The following is a 20815-nucleotide window of genomic DNA, read 5'->3' on the forward strand; positions in this document are numbered from 1 at the left end:
CCCCTTTCTTTTCTGCCATATAGCACGCAGTTTAGTCGTTCAGTCCTAAACGCTCGCCGGTATAAGAACCGTCCTGCACACTGCGCCACCATTTTTCGTTATTCAGATACCAACTGACGGTTTTTTTCATGCCCGTCTCAAACGTTTCTTCTGGACGCCAGCCCAGTTCACGTTCAATTTTCCCGGCATCGATCGCATAACGCATATCGTGGCCGGGACGGTCTTTCACGTAGGTGATGAGATCGCGATAATGCGCCACGCCAGCAGGCTTATTCGGTGCCAGCTCTTCCAGCAGTTCGCAAATCGTCTGCACCACTTCAATATTTTTACGTTCGTTGTGACCGCCGATGTTGTACGTTTCGCCGATTTCACCTTCCGTCACCACTTTGTACAGTGCTCGAGCGTGGTCTTCGACAAACAGCCAGTCACGAATCTGCGCGCCGTCACCGTAAACCGGTAACGGTTTGCCCGCGACTGCATTCAGGATAACCAGCGGAATCAACTTCTCTGGAAAATGGTAAGGGCCGTAGTTATTCGAGCAGTTGGTAATAACCGTCGGGAACCCGTAGGTACGCAGCCAGGCGCGAACAAGGTGGTCGCTGGACGCTTTCGATGCCGAATAGGGGCTGCTCGGCGCATAAGACGTGGTTTCGGTAAACAGATCGTCCGTCCCATGCAGATCGCCAAACACTTCATCGGTAGAAATATGGTGAAAACGGAACGCACTCTTGTCCGCATCAGCCAGGTTCTGCCAGTAGTGGCGTGCCGCTTCCAGCATGGTATAGGTGCCGACAATATTGGTTTCGATAAACGCCGCCGGGCCATCGATAGAGCGGTCAACGTGGCTTTCCGCCGCCAAATGCATCACCAGTGCAGGTTGGTAAGCCGCAAAGACACGATCCAGTTCAGCGCGATCGCAGATATCCACCCGCTCGAACGCAAAACGTTCACTCTCAGCAACCGGCGCCAGCGAAGACAGGTTCCCCGCATAAGTCAGTTTATCGACAACCACGACGCTGTCCTGCGTTTCAGTCAGAATGTATCTGACCAACGCTGAACCAATAAACCCTGCTCCACCAGTAATTAAAATACGTTTCAACGCCATACTCCTTTAGTATCAATGACCCACTGCTGTTTCACATCTTCTGGGCTGATCGCTTTAAACTGACGATGATCGACCAGCATCACTAGCACATCGGCTTCTTTTAATGCGCTGAGGGTATCGACCAGTTTTACCTGCCCAGCCAGCGTGGACGGCAGGTGTTTGACATTCGGTTCGACGACTAACGTCACGCCAGTATTCCATTGTGCAATCATCGACGTAATCCCCACCGCAGGGCTTTCGCGCAAATCGTCAATATCGGGCTTAAACGCTAATCCAAAACAGGCCACCGTGACCTCGCTAGCGCGCTTATCCGTTTGCACCAGATAATCCGCCACGGCCGCTTTCACGCGATCGACCACCCAAAGCGGCTTACCATCGTTAACCAGCCTGGCAGTGTGAATCAGCCGCGCCTGCTGCGGATTTTGCGCCACGATAAACCAAGGATCGACTGCAATGCAGTGCCCGCCAACGCCAGGACCGGGTTGCAGGATATTGACGCGAGGATGGCGGTTTGCCAATCGGATAAGTTCCCATACGTTAATGTTTTGTTCGGCACAAATCAGCGAGAGCTCATTGGCGAAAGCGATGTTAACGTCGCGGAAGCTGTTTTCAGTCAGCTTACACATTTCAGCGGTGCGGGAGTTAGTAACCACACACTCACCTTCCAGGAAGATGTTGTACAGTTCGCTGGCGCGGGCAGAGCACACGGGAGTCATACCGCCAATAACGCGATCGTTTTTAATCAACTCGACCACAACCTGACCGGGTAGCACGCGTTCAGGGCAATAGGCAATATTGATATCCGCCGTTTCTCCAACCTGCTGCGGAAACGTCAAATCCGTGCGCGTCTCAGCGAGCCACTCGGCCATTTGCTCCGTCGCCCCCACAGGGGAAGTCGATTCCAGGATCACCAGATCGCCTTTCTTCAGAACAGGGGCGATGGACGCTGCCGCGGCCTGAACGTAGGTCAAATCGGGTTCGTGATCGCCTTTGAAAGGCGTAGGAACAGCGATCAGGAAAGCATCGGCTGGAACAGGTTTTGTCATCGCCTGAAGGTAGCCATTTTCCACCGCGACCTTGACCAAGGTATCCAAATCGGGCTCGACAATATGAATTTCACCGCGGTTAATAGTCTCAACCGCCAGTTTGTTCACATCGACACCGATAACTTTTTTCTGACGCGACGCAAAGGCCGCGGCGGTGGGTAAGCCGATGTAGCCTAGACCGATTACGGAAATGGTAGTAAAGCTCATAGTGTCACCATAATTTTTATGTCTGCCGCCGCATGGCGACGTTTAAAATCGCTCCTGGCGATTTTTTATGTCGAGCTATCCCTGCCCGACACCCTTCGGGTTGCCGTAAAGCGGCGCTAAAAATCATTTCCTATGATTTTTTAACGCATCAACAATACGTTGACAGGCTTGGCCATCACCAAAAGGATTATGGGCGCGGCTCATTGCCTGATACGCCTCTTCATCTGTCAACAGCATAGATGTCGCATCGACAATGCTCGCCACTTCCGTGCCGACCAGTTTGACCGTCCCCGCTTCCACCGCTTCCGGCCGCTCCGTCGTATCACGCATCACCAAAACAGGAACGCCTAACGACGGCGCTTCTTCCTGAATGCCACCCGAGTCGGTCAAAATCATGTAGGAACGGTTCATCAAATACACGAAGGGCAGATAGTCCTGCGGTGCAATCAGTATCACATTATTAATGCCGCTCAGGATACGATTCACCGGCTCACTAACGTTAGGGTTCAGGTGGACGGGGTACACAATCTGCACTTCAGGGTGTCGCCGGGCGATATCCGCCAGAGCACTACAAATGCGCTCAAAACCGCTGCCAAAGCTCTCACGTCGATGCCCGGTAACCAGAATCAGTTTCTTACTGTCGTCCAAAAAGGCATATTTTTCATCGAGGCTGCGGCGTAGCGTAGCGTCTCCAATAATGCGGTCACGCACCCAAAACAGCGCATCAATCACCGTATTGCCAGTGACAAAAATATGTCGTTCGGACAAGTGTTCACGCAGCAGATTTTGTCGGGAATTCTCCGTCGGGGCAAAATGGTACATCGCCAGGTGCCCCGTCAGCTTACGGTTGGCTTCTTCCGGCCAGGGAGAATACAGATTACCAGTACGCAAACCCGCTTCTACGTGGCCGACCGGAATACGCTGGTAAAAAGCCGCCAGACTGGTTGCCAATGTCGTGGTGGTATCACCATGAACCAACACCAAATCCGGTTTGAACTCTGCCATAACGGGTTCAAGCCCCGATAAGATCCGGCAGGATATCTCGCTGAGTCCCTGTCCCGGTCGCATAATATCCAGATCGTAATCCGGTGTAATATCGAACAAACGCAGCACCTGATCCAGCATCTCCCGATGCTGGGCTGTTACGCAAATTCTCGATTCAAAGGCTCCATCCTGAGCCAAGGCATGAACCAGCGGTGCCATTTTAATGGCCTCCGGCCGGGTGCCGAAAACAGTCAACACTTTCACATTGAATCTCTTTAATCAGGTTAGATGCAGATGCTTGCCGAGCATCAAACGCAAATCAGCAAGCCAGTTAGCGCGGACGGCGGGCCAAGGCAATACCCGCCCCGATGAGCGCGCCAATCGCACCCCACATCACCATCAGAAATGCCCGACGCGGGCTGTCACGCTTCACCGGCTCTTCCGGCGTTCGCAAATAACGATACGTCTGGAAATTGGGCTCGAGCGTTGGCCCAACGTTCAGCGTTGCCAACATCGCACGATTTTGATCGTAATCCAGTTCGTAGTGAGGGCCGCTGGTCTGTAACGTCTCCAGTCGGGCTTGGAGCATCGGCCTGCCAAGCAGGAACATTTCCGATGCGGGGATTTCGTCTACCGGTGTATCCGTTTGACTACGGCTAATACCTTGTTGTTGTGCGATTTTCAGCGCCAGTTCGACGCTGCGAACTTCACGATCGTAAATCGCTTTCGCTACCGCTTCCTGACGTTTGATCTGCGACTTCATGAAAATAGTTCTGGCGGCCCAAGCCCCTTTAATCTCTTCATTCAGATGGTTGGCAGCACGCTGGCTGGCAAAAGCCACATACTGACGGAGTAACGTATTTGCATCCGCAGAGGTTTCCGCCACTAACTTAACGGAATCATTGGTTTTTTTCCCATCATCACGCGGCGTAAACTGAATATTGTTGACCAGTTCATCCAGCAAGGCCGCGTCAGCCTTTTCATCACCTTCCAGGCGTTGCTTGTAGTAGTTGGTCTGCAACCAGAAATCGCGGCGGGTATCATAAGCCGCTAATTGCATGATGAGTTCACCATAAGCATCAGCCGAGATGGGCGGTTGTTCAGGCTGAAGAGTGGAAAAAGATCGGGCATCAAGGTTACGCAGGAATTGCTGCTGCGAGTAATACCCTCCCAGCATATTGACCGTTGGTTTGTCAGTAATCGCTGTCGCACTCCACTCCTGTTTAACGAGATAGGAGTAACCTAATGCTACGATGGCAAAAAGCAGGCCAATCGCTACCGGCCACACTTTCCCACGCCACAGGTGGCGAAATAAACCACGAATATCCAGTTCGTTATCAATCAACGCATTACCAGTAGACAAGTTCTCTGATTTCATTACTTCCCCAAAGTTATTTGGTCAGGATGACTGCTTTTGCTCATCAGAATGCCGCATACGGCGTTTGACTCGCTTGATAAAACGGGCGACCCGCCATGCTCGTTTCAGGCAGTAGCCATATAGTAGAAATACAAGCAAGAATAATGCCAACATGACCCATTCAGGTATAAAAAAGAAATATTCTCCCAACACACCGATCGCAGCCAACAAGACGGCAGCCAGCGTAATCAGTACAAATGCCTGATGGGAAGAAAAACCAGCTCGCATCATTAAATGATGAATATGCTGTCGGTCAGGCGAGAACGGACTCATTCCCTTACGCAAACGTCGATACATAATGGCGATCATATCGATCAGCGGAATAGCGATAATCCACAATGCAGTAACCGGATTAATCGGATGCTGCGGGCCTTGCGTCGTCTGAATCAGGAGCCAGATAGCCGTAAAGCCAATCATCGTGCTACCCGCATCACCCATGAAGACTTTGTAGCGTCGCCCAAACATGCCGAGATTAAGCAGAATATAGGGCAACGTCGCCGCGATCATGGCGAAACACCACAATGCCAGATTCGTATGGCCGCTCAGATACAACAAGATCCCCATCGCCCCGAATGAGACGCTGGACAATCCACCGAGCAACCCATCAATCCCGTCCACCATGTTGAACGCATTGATCGCAGCCCAAACGGCAAACAGCGTAACCAAATAGCCAAACGGCCCCAACCCCATCAGCCATGGGCCGAAAATGTGCCCCAGATTGTGTATCGTCAAGCCAGCAAAGGCCATCATCACCACTGCAACAAACGCCTGCACAACAGCACGAATTTTCACGCTGATATCAAAACGATCGTCAAGCATGCCGACAAACACCAGCACACCCGCGCACGGCAGGTAAAGATGGAAGTTGGGGATATATTGATCGGTAATAAAGTAGGTAAAGCAGATACCCGCATACACGGAAATGCCGCCAACCAGAGGTACAAGACCCCGATGACGTTTACGGTAGTTGGGACGATCGACAAGTCCTATTTTACCCGCGATGCTGCGAGCAAAAAAAAGAAAGCCCAGAGAAAACAAGAAAATAAATAGTAATTCGGTACTCATAGTGAATAAGTTCACCGTTAACAGCCGTGCTGTAGCTGTTCAGTATAGACTCGGTTTACGCCTTATATCCTATCGCCCACGTTGATCGCCAGTACAAATTGAAGTGGTAACCGCGCTTTATCTGCGGAAAGCACATTCACATCCGATCACTTAGGGGATAAAAAAACGCCACGACCCAGCGTGGCGTTCCCCGAGTTATCCGTAATGTACCCGTCATACTTCAAGCTGCATGTGCGTTGGCTTCTCTTACTCACCCCAGTCGCTTACTGATGTAAGCTCCAAGGGGTTCGTGCGCTTGCCGCGTTACGCTGCTCATCTCTGAGCCTCGCCCGAAGGGGCCAACGCTTCACGTTGTTCAAAACGTTAACGTTTTGTCCTGCAACTCGAATTATTTAGGGTATATATAGATGAACGCCCGGATTTATGAACGTTTCATCATATCGAAGAATTCATCGTTGGTTTTCGTCATCGCCAACTTATTGATGAGGAATTCCATCGCATCGATCTCGCCCATTGGGTGAATGATTTTGCGTAGAATCCACATTTTCTGCAATTCTTCAGAGGTAGTAAGCAACTCTTCTTTACGCGTACCAGAACGGTTGTAATCAATCGCTGGGAACACGCGTTTTTCTGCGATTTTACGCGCCAGGTGCAGTTCCATATTACCTGTACCTTTAAATTCTTCGTAAATCACTTCGTCCATCTTGGAACCAGTATCAACCAGCGCGGTGGCGATGATTGTCAGGCTACCGCCTTCCTCAACGTTACGTGCAGCACCGAAGAAACGCTTCGGACGATGCAGGGCGTTGGCATCCACACCACCGGTCAACACTTTGCCCGAGGCCGGAACAACGGTGTTGTAAGCACGCGCCAGACGAGTAATGGAGTCCAGTAGGATGATAACGTCTTTCTTATGTTCAACCAGACGCTTCGCTTTTTCGATCACCATTTCAGCGACCTGAACGTGACGGGAAGCCGGTTCGTCAAACGTTGACGCAACCACTTCACCTTTCACCAAACGCTGCATCTCGGTCACTTCTTCCGGACGTTCGTCAATCAGCAACACCATCAGCACACAGTCAGGATGGTTGTAAGCAATGCTCTGCGCAATATTCTGCAGCAGCATGGTTTTACCTGCTTTCGGCGGCGCAACGATCAGGCCACGCTGACCACGGCCAATTGGTGAAGCCAGATCCAGCACACGCGCCGTCAGATCTTCTGTCGAACCGTTACCACGTTCCATACGCAGACGAGAGTTTGCATGCAGTGGCGTTAAGTTTTCGAACAGGATCTTGTTGCGGGCGTTTTCAGGTCTGTCGTAGTTAACTTCATTAACTTTCAACAGTGCAAAATAGCGCTCGCCCTCTTTCGGCGGACGAATCTTGCCAGAAATGGTGTCACCAGTGCGGAGATTGAAACGGCGGATTTGGCTGGGAGAAACGTAGATATCATCGGGGCCTGCGAGGTAGGAGCTGTCTGCGGAGCGGAGAAAGCCGAAGCCATCCTGCAGAATCTCCAGCACACCATCGCCGAAAATATCCTCGCCACTTTTGGCATGCTGTTTCAGAATCGCGAAGATAATATCCTGTTTACGCATGCGGGCCTGGTTTTCCAGTCCCATATTTTCGCCAAGAGTAATTAACTCAGAAACTGGCGTATTCTTTAATTCGGTAAGATTCATAGTGGTGGGTTCTTTAACTCGGGGTAAATCTCGAACTATTAACGTGAATGGTATGGCAGGATCATCCGTGCCTCTATAACAGCCTTCAACCACCGGATTCCTGTCTGGTTTCACACCTGAAGCGCATTAAATCCGCGCCAAACGACATCCGCATAAACGATATCTGCATAAATCAACGGCAGGAGATCGAAGACACATAAAACCAATTATTGTAAAACTAGTAGACTGCCCAAATCGGATCATAAACGTGTTGTAAAACAACTATTTTGCAAAAAATACTTTGTAAAACAACGTTCTTTCGATTTCGACACAGAATAATGCTTTAGAGTCTAACTTTCAGGCTTAAGCCTAAGGGGCTTAAACATAGGCAAGTACGATATGCAGTGTTGAAGAATCTAACACGCTTCCCGACGAGCAGCAAGCAGTCAATATGAGAATTGCATATTGCCCAATTGCGCCCGTCGGCAATCCCCTTTCACAGGGTATCAAGCTAATTACAGATTTGCCGTCAGGAACTCTTTCAGTTGCCCTTTGGACAGCGCGCCAACTTTTGTCGCCGCCACTTCGCCGTTTTTAAACAACAGCAGCGTAGGGATACCGCGGATACCATATTTCGGTGCAGTGGCAGGGTTTTCGTCAATGTTCAGCTTGGTCACCGTCAGTTTGCCTTCAAACTCTTCGGCAATTTCATCCAGAATAGGAGCGATCATTTTACAAGGACCACACCACTCAGCCCAAAAATCAACCAAGGTAGCGCCCTCAGCCTGCAATACTTTCGTATCAAAGCTGTCATCAGTCAGGTGAATTATTTTATCGCTCATATTTTACTCCACAGAATTATTTATATACCCAATAAATTTCAAGGTGCAGGACAAAACGTGCAAGAGCAAGGCCCGGTGAAGCGCCAAGTCATTCAATACCACCGACACACCTACAACTTGAAAAATGAAGGGCATATCTTGTTGGTCTAGCATTAACCAACAACAGGTTGACTTTATTTCACCGGATACGCTTTCGTAAAGCAATAGTTAGCTGATATTCTACCACACTATGAGCAAAACACACTTAACTGAACAGAAGTTTTCCGACTTCGCCCTGCACCCGCAGGTTATCGAAGCCCTTGAAAGCAAAGGGTTTCATAACTGTACGCCTATTCAGGCGTTAGCTCTGCCATTAGCTTTGTCAGGGCGTGATGTTGCGGGTCAGGCGCAAACCGGTACCGGCAAGACGCTGGCTTTTCTCGCGTCTACTTTCCATTATTTGCTTTCACACCCTGCAAACGCAGAGCGTCAAACCAATCAACCGCGTGCCTTAATTATGGCACCCACCCGTGAACTGGCGGTCCAGATTCACTCTGACGCGGAAGCGCTGTCTCACCTGACTGGGCTAAAATTGGGTTTGGCCTACGGTGGCGACGGCTACGACAAACAGCTTAAAGTGCTGGAAAGCGGCGTTGATATTTTGGTTGGCACCACCGGTCGCCTGATCGACTATGCCAAACAAAACCATATTAATCTGGGCGCGATCCAGGTCGTCGTGCTGGATGAAGCGGATCGCATGTACGATCTCGGCTTCATCAAAGATATCCGCTGGTTGTTCCGTCGCATGCCAGCCGCGGCACAGCGCCTGAATATGCTCTTTTCCGCTACGCTCTCCTACCGGGTGCGTGAACTCGCGTTTGAACAGATGAATAACGCTGAGTACGTGGAAGTCGAACCAGAACAGAAAACCGGCCACCGCATTAAAGAAGAACTGTTTTATCCATCCAACGAAGAGAAAATGCGCCTGCTCCAGACGCTGTTGGAAGAAGAGTGGCCTGATCGCTGCATTATTTTCGCCAATACCAAGCATCGCTGCGAAGACGTCTGGGGCCACTTGGCTGCCGACGGCCACCGCGTTGGGTTGCTGACAGGCGACGTGGCGCAGAAAAAACGTCTACGTATTCTGGAAGAATTTACTCAAGGTAATCTGGATATTCTGGTGGCAACGGACGTTGCAGCGCGCGGTTTGCACATTCCTTCTGTAACCCACGTTTTCAACTACGACCTGCCGGATGACTGCGAAGACTACGTTCACCGTATTGGCCGTACTGGTCGTGCAGGGCAAAGTGGGTTTTCTATCAGCCTGGCCTGCGAAGAGTACGCACTGAATCTCCCGGCTATCGAAACCTATATCGGTCACGGTATCCCGGTCAGCAAATACAACAGTGACGCGTTAATGAGCGATTTACCTGCGCCGAAGCGTTTAACGCGCCCACCGCGCTCTAATAATGGCCCGCGCCGACATAGTAATACGCCACGCCGCAGTGGAGCGCCCCGTAATAACCGTAAACGAGCGGACTAACCGTTGATGCTGAGCTCTTCTTCACTTTACGCAGCCATCGATCTCGGTTCGAACAGCTTCCATATGCTGGTCACCCGGGAAACCGCAGGCAGCATTCAGACGCTGGCGAAAATAAAGCGTAAGGTCCGCCTTGCGGCAGGGCTGGATAAGCAGAGTCGGCTCTCGCAGGAAGCGATGCAGCGTGGTTGGCAGTGTCTACAACTGTTCTCCGAACGGTTGCAGGATATTCCGCAAGATCAGGTGCGTGTCGTCGCGACCGCAACCCTGCGGCTGGCAACGAATGCTGACGAATTCCTGCAACGGGCTCAGGAAATTCTGGGCTTGCCGATTCAAGTTATCAGCGGTGAAGAAGAAGCACGCTTGATTTATCAAGGCGTAGCACATACGACAGGTGGGCCAGATGCGCGTCTGGTTGTGGATATCGGCGGTGGCAGTACCGAACTGGCGACAGGTGTCGGTGCCAAAACGACTCAGTTGATCAGCCTCCCGATGGGATGCGTCACCTGGCTGGATCGCTATTTCAGCGATCGCAACCTTGAAGCCGGTAACTTTGAACGTGCTGAACATGCAGCACGTGAAATGTTGCGCCCTGTCGCGGCTTCCCTGCGCGAACAGGGTTGGCAAATCTGCGTCGGCGCTTCCGGTACAGTACAAGCACTACAGGAAATTATGGTCGCGCAGGGCATGGATGAATACATTACCCTGCCGAAGCTCAGGCAGCTTAAAGAGCATGCGATTCAGTGTGATAAGCTGGAAGAGTTAGAAATTGAAGGCCTGACGCTGGAACGCGCACTGGTTTTCCCCAGCGGGTTAGCCATCCTATTGGCTATCTTCCAGGAACTCGACATCAAAACGATGACGCTGGCTGGAGGCGCACTGCGTGAAGGGTTGGTCTATGGCATGTTGAATTTGCCTGTCGATCAGGATATCCGCCACCGCACGCTGGAGACGCTACAACGTCGTTATCTGCTGGATACCGAACAGGCTAAACGCGTCAGTACGCTGGCAGACAACTTTCTGCAACAGGTTGCCCGTGACTGGCAGTTGGATAGCCGATGTCGCGAGTTACTGCGCAGCGCCTGTCTGGTGCACGAAATCGGTTTGAGTATTGATTTTCGTCAGTCGCCCCAGCATGCAGCCTATTTGATTCGCCATAGCGATCTCCCCGGCTTTACACCAGCCCAGAAGAAACTGTTAGCCACACTCCTGCAAAACCAGATTAACCCCGTCGATTTGATGCCGCTCAGTCAGCAGAATGCGCTACCGATCAATCAAGCGCAGCGCCTGTGTCGCCTGTTACGTCTGGCTATTATTTTTGCCAGCCGCCGCCGCGATGACACGCTGCCGGCAGTACGATTACGCGTAGAAGGTGAAGCGCTGCGTTTGATTCTGCCTGCTGGCTGGCTGGCTCAACACCCGCTACGGGCAGAAATGCTGGAACAAGAAAGTCGTTGGCAAAGCTACGTACACTGGCCGCTGATACTGGAAGAAACCCCAGCTTAACGGATATATATACCCTAAATAATTCGAGTTGCAGGACAAAACGTGTTCGTTTTGAATAACGCGAAGCGTTAGCCCTTTAGGGCGATGCTCAGTGATGAGCAGCGTAACGCGGCAAGCGCACGACAAATCGGCTCCAGACCGATTTGAACAGCGTGAACGCTGGCCCGAAGGGTGAGTCTCATTTATGAGACTCATTAATCCCCAGGAGCTTACACCAGTAAGTGACTGGGGTGAGTAAGCGAAGCCAACGCACATGCAGCTTGAAGTATGACGGGTATATCTACTCCCCTTTTGCTTTCGCCAACATCGCCCGAATATTAGCGACGTTCGTTTGACCTTTCTGCATACGCTCTTGTGCGCTAACGACTTTTCTTTCCGTTTCCCACACCACATCATCTTGCGGCAGTTCAAGCAGGAAACGACTCGGTTCTGGGCGCATGAGTTCGCCATACTGGCGACGTTCTTTACACAGCGTGAAGAACAGCTCACGTTGGGCGCGCGTAATCCCCACGTATGCCAAACGCCGCTCTTCGTCAACGTTGTCTTCATCAATACTGCTCTGGTGCGGCAATAGGCCCTCTTCCATCCCAACCAAAAAGACGTATGGAAACTCCAGTCCTTTGGATGCATGTAGCGTCATTAGCTGTACCTGATCTAATTCCTCCTCACTTTCACCACGCTCCATCATGTCCCGTAGCGTAAAGCGCGTCACCACCTGCGTCAACGTCATGGGTTCGTCCAGATCGGAGCCTTCGAGCATTTCAGTCATCCAACTGAATAGCTGATTGACGTTCTTCATCCGCATTTCTGCTGCTTTTGGACTCGGTGAGGTTTCATACAGCCAACTTTCGTAGTCTAACCCATGAATCAAGTCACGCACGGCGGCAACAGGCTCACGCTCCGCAAGCCGGGAAATGCCCTCCATCCACTGTGTAAACCGTTGCAGGGATTCTAGCCCACGACCCGTCAGCGACTGGCCCAACCCGAAATCAAAACTCGCGCTGAACAAGCCTTTATTACGTTGCCCTGCCCACTCGCCCAGCTTCTTCATCGTCGCTGGACCAATCTCACGTTTGGGCGTGTTCACAATGCGTAAAAACGCGCTGTCATCGTCCGGGTTAGTCAATACACGCAGGTAAGCCAGCAAATCCTTGATTTCAGGTCGAGAGAAAAAGGACGTGCCGCCGGAGATACGATACGGAATACGGTTCTGCATCAGCATCTTTTCAAATAGACGCGACTGGTGGTTACCACGATACAAAATGGCATAGTCGCCGTACTGGGTCTTTTTAATAAAGTGATGGGCAATCAGTTCACCAACGACACGCTCGGCTTCGTGATCCTCATTGTTGGCGGTAATCACTTTGAGCTCATCACCGTAACCCAGCTCCGAGAACAGCCGCTTTTCAAAGACGTGTGGGTTATTAGCGATGAGAATATTGGCGGCTTTCAGAATACGCCCGGATGAGCGGTAGTTTTGTTCCAGTTTGATCACGTCAAGCGCAGGGAAATCCTGCTGTAATAACACCAGATTTTGTGGCCGTGCGCCGCGCCAGGAGTAAATAGACTGATCGTCATCGCCGACGACGGTAAAACGTGCGCGGGTGCCAACCAGCAGCTTAACCAGCTCGTACTGACTGGTGTTGGTGTCCTGATATTCATCCACCAGCAGGTAGCGTAAGCGGTTCTGCCAGCGTTCACGCACTTCGGCATTCTGCTTTAGCAACAGCGTGGGCAGCAGAATGAGATCGTCGAAATCCAGCACGTTACAGGCACGCAGGTGTTCGTGATAAAGCGAGTAGCAATGCACAAACAGCTTATCGCGTTCGGATCGTGCCATCGCAGCCGCACCAGCAGGGTCGATCAGATCGTTTTTCCAGTTTGAGATCGTTGAGATCAACTGTTGCAGCAGAGCCTTATCATTTTCTAGCCACTGCTCCGTAAGCTCTTTCAGCAGCGCCATTTGATCCTGATCGTCAAACAGAGAAAAATTAGATTTCATACCCAGCGCGGCATATTCACGCTTGATGATCTCTAACCCCAGCGTATGGAATGTCGCAATCATTAGCCCGCGCGTCTCTTTACGCCCCAGCGTTTGCGCCACACGCTCCTTCATTTCACGCGCCGCTTTGTTGGTAAACGTCACAGCAGCAATGTGCCGAGCCTGATAGCCACACTGACGGATAAGGTGCGCAATTTTATTGGTGATAACGCGGGTCTTGCCGGAGCCTGCGCCCGCCAGTACCAGACAAGGTCCGGTGACGAATTCGACGGCATGTTGTTGGCTGGGGTTTAAGCGCATAACGATCTTGCTCACTCATAAAATGGAAGGCGATTGTAGCAGAAAGCCGTATCGATCTTGACCGGGGATTTGTTATTAAGGAAAGCACGTCGCAGTCCACATCCTGCGTTGCAAATGTTACATTGCGCGCCGGAATCTCTTTTGCAAAAAAGGTAATAACATGGCAAATACCGCAGCAGCCCTACACATTCTGGTCGATACCGAGCAACTGGCTAGTGACATTTTGGCTCAACTGGAAAAAGGTGCCGATTTTCAGAAATTGGCGCAAAAACACTCAACCTGCCCATCAAAACGTAACGGTGGAGATTTAGGTGAGTTTCGTAAAGGTGACATGGTTCCCGCTTTCGATAAAGCCGTGTTTTCCTGCGAATTACTGAAACCGTTCGGGCCAGTGAAAACGCAGTTTGGTTACCATGTAATCAAGGTACTGTACCGTAACTAAGCCGTCACGCCGACGCCCAAACATAAAAAGCGCGCCCACCTTCCGGTTCGGCGCGCTTTTTCTATTGAACACCTTAGCCTATCGTCATCAGGCTCGCATTACCGCCCGCAGCAGCAGTGTTGATGCTCAGAGAACGTTCAGTCAGCAGACGCTCCAGTTGAACATGGGTATCACCCTGCGCATAGCCCAGCAGCGGAATAATCGGCCCATCACGTTCTGCAAGCACCTCACTCAACTGCCGTAACCGATCGGCATCGCCATGATAAATTACGCCATGAAAAGACACCTCATCATGCCGTTGCCAGTCATGTACAAGCTGAATATGCAACTGCACCTTTTGCGGCAAACGATCATAGAGCATTTTCTCCTGCTCACCTTCAGGCCACAGGAGTTTACCGCCCGCTGCCAGCACCGCCGCAGCTTGAATCAGGCGGTCTTCCTCATGATCCGCCAGACATAGAATCCGCTCACGTGGTAACAACGTATACGTATTACTTTCCCCTGTCGGGCCAGACAACTGCAGCGTTGTTCCGCTAACACTATGCTCTTTATAACGCTGACACAGCGCCGCCAGATCGTGACGTTCACCGCTAATCGCCCAGTCCTCCAGCGCCTGTAGTCCCGCCAGTAGCGATGTTCGGGCGGAGGTATCCAGTGCCTGCTCACGATTCTGCTTGGCGAATTCTGCTGCGAACGCGTTGTCCGGTCGATGTGCCAGTAAGCGGTATAGATAAAGTGGTCCACCTGCCTTTGGCCCGGTTCCCGATAAGCCTTCTCCGCCAAACGGTTGAACGCCGACAACAGCTCCTACCATATTGCGGTTCACGTACTGGTTACCCACCTTCGCCCTGTTCGTCACGCGCTGGATAGTTTCATCAATGCGCGTATGCACACCCAGTGTCAGGCCGTATCCCGCCGCGTTAATCTGATCAATCACGGTATCCAACTGCTGGCTTTGATAGCGAATGACGTGTAAAACTGGACCAAAAACTTCTTTTTTCAGCTCGCTAATATCGCTCAGCTCAATCAGCGTAGGCTTCACAAATGTCCCCTGCTGCCACGTCGCTTCATCCTGCGAGTATGCCGCCTGAAATACGGTATACCCTTTCGCCCGCATCGCCTGGATGTGCAGTTCCACATTTTCTTTCGCCTCGGCATCAATCATCGGGCCGATATCGGTCGAGAGCCGTTCAGGATCCCCCATTCGGCACTCCGCCATCGCACCACGCAGCATAGTCAGCGTGCGATCCGCAATGTCCTCTTGCAGGCACAGCAGGCGCAGTGCCGAACAACGCTGTCCGGCGCTGTCGAACGCAGAGGCGATCACATCATTCACCACCTGTTCCGTCAGTGCGGACGAATCGACAACCATCGCATTCAGCCCCCCGTCTCGGCAATCAGCGGCGTCAAATGCCCCTGTGGGTCAAGCCGACTAGCGATGCTGCGTTGCAAGATTTTTGCCACGGCAGTCGAACCGGTAAACACCACGCCGCGTACCCGTTCGTCGTTCACCAACGCAGCGCCGATCGTTTCCCCCTGCCCCGGCAGCAGTTGCAACACACCAGTGGGAACCCCCGCTTCATGCAAAATACGCACGGCCTGTGCCGCAATCAACGGTGTCTGTTCAGCCGGTTTTGCCAGCACGCTGTTCCCGGTCGCCAATGCGGCAGCTATCTGTCCAGTAAAGATCGCCAGCGGGAAATTCCACGGACTAATGCAGACAACGGGTCCCAGAGGACGATGGGTATCATTGGTGAAGGTGTCTCGCACTTGACTCGCGTAATAGCGCAAGAAGTCCACCGCTTCGCGCACTTCCGCAATCGCGTTACCGAAGGATTTACCCGCTTCCCGTACCAGCAACCCCAGCAGGCGTTGTAACTGCCCTTCCATCGATGAGGCGGCTCGATTCAATATTGCGGCACGTTCAGCAGGCGGCGTCGCAAACCAGATGGCGCCGGCATGCACCGCAGCATCTACTGCCCGTTCCACATCCGCCACGGAGGCATCACGGACATAGCCCACCACATCGTGCATGTTGGCAGGATTCACCACGGGCTTTTGTTCGCTCGACTCGCACTCCCCTTCAATCATCGGTTCGGCATACCACGGCTGCGCCGCATGACTTAGCAGCGCGCTGGAGAGCGAAGCTAGCCGATGCTCATTCGAGAGATCCAGCCCACTCGAATTTTTCCGTGCCTGTCCATATAGCTGATGCGGCAGAGGAATGCGAGGATGCGGTGCACCCATGCTCCATTCCATTTTTGCCAGTGTCTCTACGCCGCTAACCGGATCGGCAATCAGCGTTTCCAGCGCCATAGACGTATCCGCAATACGGTTAACAAACGAGGTATTCGCGCCGTTTTCCAGCAGGCGTCGCACCAGATAAGCCAGCAACGTTTCATGGGTTCCGACCGGGGCATAGATACGACATGGACGGTTTAACTTACCATCCGCAACAGCGCCAACCACCTGATCGTAGAGCGGTTCCCCCATGCCGTGCAGGCACTGGAATTCATACTGCCCAGGATAATAATTGTTGCCCGCCATGTGGTAGATCGCACTTACCGTCTGCGCGTTGTGCGTGGCAAACTGCGGGTAAATCAGATTCGGTACGGCCAGCAGCTTCCGAGCGCACGCCAGATACGACACATCGGTGTAGACCTTGCGCGTGTAGACCGGGTAGCCTTCCAGCCCGTCGATCTGCGCCCGTTTGATTTCACTGTCCCAGTACGCCCCTTTCACCAGACGAATCATCAGCCGCCGATGGCTGCGCTGTGCCAACTCAATCAGCACATCAATCACATACGGACAGCGTTTCTGGTAAGCCTGAATGACAAACCCAACGCCGTTCCACCCCGCCAACTGCGGTTCCATGCAGAGTTTTTCCAGCAGATCGAGCGAGATCTCCAGTCGATCGGCTTCCTCCGCGTCAATATTGATCCCGATGTCGTACTGGCGCGCCAGCAGCGTCAGCGATAACAGCCGTGGGTACAATTCATCAAACACACGATCATACTGCGACCGGCTATAGCGGGGATGCAGCGCCGACAGCTTGATGGAGATGCCCGGCCCTTCGTAAATCCCGCGCCCGTTCGAGGCTTTGCCGATAGCGTGAATCGCCTGCTGATAGGCCGCCAGATACGCGGCAGCATCGTGCGCCGTCAGCGCCGCTTCACCCAACATATCGTAAGAGTAACGGAAGCCTTTATCCTCCCGTTCACGGGCGTTAGCCAGCGCTTCACCGATGGTTTCCCCCGTGACGAACTGTTCTCCCATCAGCCGCATGGCCATATCGACGCCTTTACGGATAAGCGGCTCACCGCGTTTACCGATGATGCGATTCAGTGAATTCGACAGGTGTGCTTCATTGTGTGTCGCCACCAGCTTTCCGGTAAACAGTAGCCCCCAGGTTGCGGCATTCACGAAAAGCGATGGGCTGTGGCCAAGATGAGCCTGCCAGTTCCCTCGGCTGATTTTGTTGCGGATCAGTGCATCGCGCGTGGATTTATCAGGAATACGCAGCAACGCTTCGGCTAAACACATCAGCGCCACGCCTTCCTGAGAAGAAAGTGAAAATTCTTGTAGCAGCCCTTGCACAATGCCCGCACGACCATTTCCGGCTTTCTGACTGCGTAATTTCTCTGCCAATCGATAAGCCAGTTTCTGGGTTAACTGCGACATTTCGTCGGTAAGTCTTGCCTGTTCAAGCAAGATAGGCACCAGTTCACTTTCAGGACGGCGATAAGCAGAAGTCATCGCGGCGCGGGTAACTGACTGGGGAAGGACCTGTTCGGCGAAACCAAGAAAGGGTTGGTGGGTTTCTTCTTCCCGAGATTGCGGCATAATCTCTTCTGCTTCAATGCGGCTGATGTTCGCCGATTGCGGTGTTTCAGGAGTGTCGAGGCCACTTTCGAGGCGTTCGAGGTAATGGAAAATAGCCTGTTTGATCAACCAGTGCGGTGTGCGATCAATACGCTGTGCTGCGACCTTGATACGCTCGCGCGTTTCCTCATCGAGTTTTACACCCATCGTGGTAGAGCCCATAGAGTCCACTCCTGTCATTCGAAGATGCACATCGGGATACCGTCAATATCAATCATGTTGCAACTTTGTGCAACCTTGTTAACAAATGGAACAGTTGCTACCCATCATCATCTTCAGACCTCGTTCCGGCCTGAGTGATTATTATAAAACACAACGTCGCCGCGACGGCGGCGCGAAAAAAATGTGGAGAGTTAAATGACAATAAGCACACCCATGTTGGTGACGTTTTTGGTGTACATTTTCGGGATGGTTCTCATCGGCCTGTTTGCCTACCGCGCTACCAATAACTTTGGCGATTACATTCTGGGCGGACGTCGGATGGGTAGCGTGGTGACCGCCCTGTCGGCTGGTGCTTCTGATATGAGCGGCTGGCTGCTGATGGGGCTACCGGGTGCCATTTTCATTTCCGGTATTTCTGAAAGCTGGATCGCGATTGGTCTAACGTTAGGTGCCTACCTGAACTGGAAATGGGTCGCTGGACGCCTGCGCGTACACACAGAAATAAACCACAACGCACTTACCCTGCCTGACTATTTCACCCACCGTTTTGAAGATAACAGCAAATTGCTGCGCGTGATCTCCGCGTTAGTCATTCTGGTTTTCTTCACCATCTATTGCGCATCCGGCGTCGTCGCGGGGGCTCGTCTGTTTGAAAGCACCTTTGGTATGAGCTACGGCACCGCATTATGGGCAGGGGCCGCAGCGACCATCGCCTATACCTTTATCGGCGGCTTTTTGGCTGTAAGCTGGACGGACACGGTTCAGGCCAGCCTGATGATTTTCGCTCTGATCCTGACGCCAGTGATGGTCATTTTATCGCTGGGTGGAATAGACACCTCACTCATGGTGATTGAAGCGAAAAATCCAGCCAATCTGGATATGTTTAAAGGACTGAATTTTGTCGCCATCATCTCGCTGATGGGCTGGGGCCTGGGCTATTTCGGCCAACCGCATATTCTGGCTCGCTTTATGGCTGCTGACTCACACCACACCATTCACAGCGCACGCCGCATCAGTATGACCTGGATGATTCTTTGTCTGGCCGGTGCGGTGACAGTGGGCTTCTTCGGTATCGCCTACTTCAACACGAACCCGGACCAAGCGGGTAACGTGACGCAAAATAGCGAGCGCGTCTTTATCGAACTGTCTATGCTGCTGTTCAATCCGTGGATTGCCGGCATTCTGCTGTCTGCGATTTTAGCTGCTGTCATGAGTACGCTGAGCTGCCAGTTGCTGGTGTGCTCCAGTGCTATCACCGAAGATTTATACAAACCATTCCTGCGCAAAAACGCCAGTCAGAAAGAGTTGGTATGGGTAGGGCGCGCGATGGTGCTATTAGTTGCGATCATTGCTATCGCACTGTCGCTGAACCCTGAAAACCGTGTACTGGGTCTGGTGAGCTATGCCTGGGCAGGTTTCGGTGCCGCCTTCGGACCGGTGATCTTGATTTCTCTGCTATGGCCGCGTATGACGCGTAACGGCGCGCTACTCGGTATGATCGTGGGTGCAGCAACGGTGTTGATCTGGAAACAGTATGCCTGGCTGGGTCTGTATGAAATCATCCCCGGATTTATCTTCAACAGCCTGACTATTTTCATCATCAGCCTGCTGGGTAAAGCGCCGTCAAAAGCGATTACCGACCGCTTCAAGCAGGCAGAAGCGGAATACCAGTCCGTTTAGTCATAATGCCCGTGGCATAGTCGCTATGCCACGGGCTCATTTCTATCCGAAATTGGCTCTGACTGCATCGACAAAAGTTTTAATTTTAACCGCCGATCGCCGCCCCATCGGCACCATGACATGAACCGGACGGGCAGGCCCATTATAGTCAGACAACACCTGTACCAGACGCCCGCGGTCAATCTCCTTACGTAACACAACCTCTGGCCCAAGCGTTATACCATAGCCCGCTATCGCAGCATGTAGCAGCGCATTCCAGTCATTAGCAAAAAGCCTACCTTCCGGCCTAACTTCTTCAGGTTTTCCGTCCTTATGGAATACCCATCGGCAAGATGTGGCGACGGCGCGAGCACCATAAATAAGGCACGCGTGGCGTGCGAGACTCGATGGCGTATCCGGCAATCCTTCACGCGCCAGATAGTCAGGCGATGCGCAAGCGATCAATGAGTAAGGCTGAAGCGGCCAGGCCACCATTGAGCTATCCGCCAGTTCACCGATACGAATGATGACTTCGAACCCCTCTTCAATGGGATCGACGATACGATCATTTAACGTCAGCGCAATTTGCGTGTCGGGATAACGCGCGAGATAGCGCGTGATAAACGGTGCGAGCAGATGCGATCCCCAGGTAACCGGTGCATTCACCTGAATGATACCGGAAGGCGTCACCTGCATTTCACGGGCAATCGCATCGGCGTCCTCCGCTTCGGCAAGCACAACCTTGCAGCGCTCATAATAGCGCAGACCAATATCCGTTAGGCTCTGCCTACGCGTGGTACGGTTCAGCAATCGAACCCCAAGCCTCGCTTCGAGCCATGCCACCTGCTTGGCCACCATCTGTGGTGAGATGCCCAGCACCTCTGCGGCAGCGGCAAAAGACCCCAATTCCGATGCTTTGACAAAGATGTTCATGCTGGTCAGCCGATCCATGATTCGCTCATATTTGTTGTTTGTTTTCGTTTAAAAACACAATTTATCTTCAAATTGTAGGCAATT

General features: G+C 52.2%; 13 protein-coding genes and 1 pseudogene. 4 read left to right on the forward strand and 10 right to left on the reverse strand.

The window, feature by feature from the left end:
* Positions 1-31: 31 nt before the first annotated feature.
* The 7 genes from rffG to trxA all read right to left on the reverse strand — a co-directional run bounded on the left by rffG (position 32) and on the right by trxA (position 8326).
* Positions 32-1105 (reverse strand): dTDP-glucose 4,6-dehydratase, encoded by a 1074-nt coding sequence (rffG, locus tag A7983_RS06135; protein WP_172645142.1) that lies wholly within the window; start codon positions 1103-1105, stop codon positions 32-34.
* Entirely contained in the window at positions 1096-2358 is a 1263-nt protein-coding gene (wecC, locus tag A7983_RS06140) for a UDP-N-acetyl-D-mannosamine dehydrogenase (RefSeq protein WP_005969139.1), read from the reverse strand. The genes rffG and wecC overlap by 10 nt, the downstream gene beginning before the upstream one ends.
* Before the next feature lie 123 nt (positions 2359-2481).
* Positions 2482-3606 (reverse strand): non-hydrolyzing UDP-N-acetylglucosamine 2-epimerase, encoded by a 1125-nt coding sequence (gene wecB, locus A7983_RS06145; RefSeq protein WP_039478795.1) that lies wholly within the window; start codon positions 3604-3606, stop codon positions 2482-2484.
* Positions 3607-3673: 67 nt separating this feature from the next.
* A complete protein-coding gene (gene wzzE, locus A7983_RS06150) occupies positions 3674-4720 on the reverse strand; it encodes an ECA polysaccharide chain length modulation protein (RefSeq protein ID WP_005969135.1) in 1047 nt (348 codons plus the stop codon).
* Between the two features lie 21 nt (positions 4721-4741).
* On the reverse strand, positions 4742-5839 hold the full coding sequence (gene wecA, locus A7983_RS06155; RefSeq protein ID WP_086002457.1) for a UDP-N-acetylglucosamine--undecaprenyl-phosphate N-acetylglucosaminephosphotransferase: 1098 nt from the start codon (positions 5837-5839) through the stop codon (positions 4742-4744).
* 406 nt (positions 5840-6245) lie between these two features.
* Complete coding sequence (rho, locus tag A7983_RS06160) at positions 6246-7505, reverse strand: transcription termination factor Rho (RefSeq protein ID WP_025919665.1); 1260 nt, start codon at positions 7503-7505, stop codon at positions 6246-6248.
* Between the two features lie 494 nt (positions 7506-7999).
* Positions 8000-8326 (reverse strand): thioredoxin TrxA, encoded by a 327-nt coding sequence (trxA, locus tag A7983_RS06165; RefSeq protein WP_005969129.1) that lies wholly within the window; start codon positions 8324-8326, stop codon positions 8000-8002.
* Positions 8327-8555: 229 nt separating this feature from the next.
* Between trxA and rhlB the strand changes: the two genes are divergently transcribed.
* Together rhlB and ppx are read left to right on the forward strand one after the other, a co-directional pair.
* Positions 8556-9848, forward strand: coding sequence for an ATP-dependent RNA helicase RhlB (gene rhlB / locus A7983_RS06170; RefSeq protein ID WP_005969127.1), 1293 nt, complete (start codon positions 8556-8558; stop codon positions 9846-9848).
* Positions 9849-9854: 6 nt separating this feature from the next.
* A complete protein-coding gene (gene ppx, locus A7983_RS06175) occupies positions 9855-11351 on the forward strand; it encodes an exopolyphosphatase (RefSeq protein WP_005969125.1) in 1497 nt (498 codons plus the stop codon).
* A gap of 280 nt (positions 11352-11631) precedes the next feature.
* Here ppx and rep read toward each other — a convergent pair whose 3' ends face one another.
* On the reverse strand, positions 11632-13653 hold the full coding sequence (gene rep, locus A7983_RS06180) for a DNA helicase Rep (protein WP_005969123.1): 2022 nt from the start codon (positions 13651-13653) through the stop codon (positions 11632-11634).
* A 160-nt stretch (positions 13654-13813) separates the two neighbouring features.
* Here rep and ppiC point away from each other — a divergent pair, with 160 nt between their 5' ends.
* Positions 13814-14095, forward strand: coding sequence for a peptidylprolyl isomerase PpiC (gene ppiC, locus A7983_RS06185; RefSeq protein WP_005969121.1), 282 nt, complete (start codon positions 13814-13816; stop codon positions 14093-14095).
* A gap of 687 nt (positions 14096-14782) precedes the next feature.
* Here ppiC and putA read toward each other — a convergent pair.
* Positions 14783-18139 (reverse strand): annotated as a pseudogene (putA, locus tag A7983_RS06190) (trifunctional transcriptional regulator/proline dehydrogenase/L-glutamate gamma-semialdehyde dehydrogenase); the annotation flags it as partial.
* A gap of 195 nt (positions 18140-18334) precedes the next feature.
* Here putA and putP point away from each other — a divergent pair.
* Positions 18335-19819, forward strand: coding sequence for a sodium/proline symporter PutP (gene putP, locus A7983_RS06195; RefSeq protein ID WP_005969117.1), 1485 nt, complete (start codon positions 18335-18337; stop codon positions 19817-19819).
* Positions 19820-19861: 42 nt separating this feature from the next.
* Here the strand turns inward: putP and A7983_RS06200 are convergent, their stop codons facing one another.
* Positions 19862-20749 (reverse strand): LysR family transcriptional regulator, encoded by an 888-nt coding sequence (locus A7983_RS06200; protein ID WP_005969114.1) that lies wholly within the window; start codon positions 20747-20749, stop codon positions 19862-19864.
* Positions 20750-20815 lie beyond the last annotated feature (66 nt).

The sequence above is a fragment of the Pectobacterium wasabiae CFBP 3304 genome, from assembly GCF_001742185.1.
In the GTDB taxonomy this organism is placed as follows: domain Bacteria; phylum Pseudomonadota; class Gammaproteobacteria; order Enterobacterales; family Enterobacteriaceae; genus Pectobacterium; species Pectobacterium wasabiae.

What these genes read in the sequence shown, in the direction of transcription:
- rffG (WP_172645142.1), bottom strand. Translation starts at nt 1,105, where the DNA reads ATGGCGTTGAAACGTATTTTAATTACTGGTGGAGCAGGGTTTATTGGT.
- wecC (WP_005969139.1), bottom strand. Translation starts at nt 2,358, where the DNA reads ATGAGCTTTACTACCATTTCCGTAATCGGTCTAGGCTACATCGGCTTA.
- wzzE (WP_005969135.1), bottom strand. Translation starts at nt 4,720, where the DNA reads ATGAAATCAGAGAACTTGTCTACTGGTAATGCGTTGATTGATAACGAA.
- rho (WP_025919665.1), bottom strand. Translation starts at nt 7,505, where the DNA reads ATGAATCTTACCGAATTAAAGAATACGCCAGTTTCTGAGTTAATTACT.
- trxA (WP_005969129.1), bottom strand. Translation starts at nt 8,326, where the DNA reads ATGAGCGATAAAATAATTCACCTGACTGATGACAGCTTTGATACGAAA.
- rhlB (WP_005969127.1), top strand. Translation starts at nt 8,556, where the DNA reads ATGAGCAAAACACACTTAACTGAACAGAAGTTTTCCGACTTCGCCCTG.
- ppx (WP_005969125.1), top strand. Translation starts at nt 9,855, where the DNA reads ATGCTGAGCTCTTCTTCACTTTACGCAGCCATCGATCTCGGTTCGAAC.
- rep (WP_005969123.1), bottom strand. Translation starts at nt 13,653, where the DNA reads ATGCGCTTAAACCCCAGCCAACAACATGCCGTCGAATTCGTCACCGGA.
- ppiC (WP_005969121.1), top strand. Translation starts at nt 13,814, where the DNA reads ATGGCAAATACCGCAGCAGCCCTACACATTCTGGTCGATACCGAGCAA.
- putP (WP_005969117.1), top strand. Translation starts at nt 18,335, where the DNA reads ATGACAATAAGCACACCCATGTTGGTGACGTTTTTGGTGTACATTTTC.
- A7983_RS06200 (WP_005969114.1), bottom strand. Translation starts at nt 20,749, where the DNA reads ATGGATCGGCTGACCAGCATGAACATCTTTGTCAAAGCATCGGAATTG.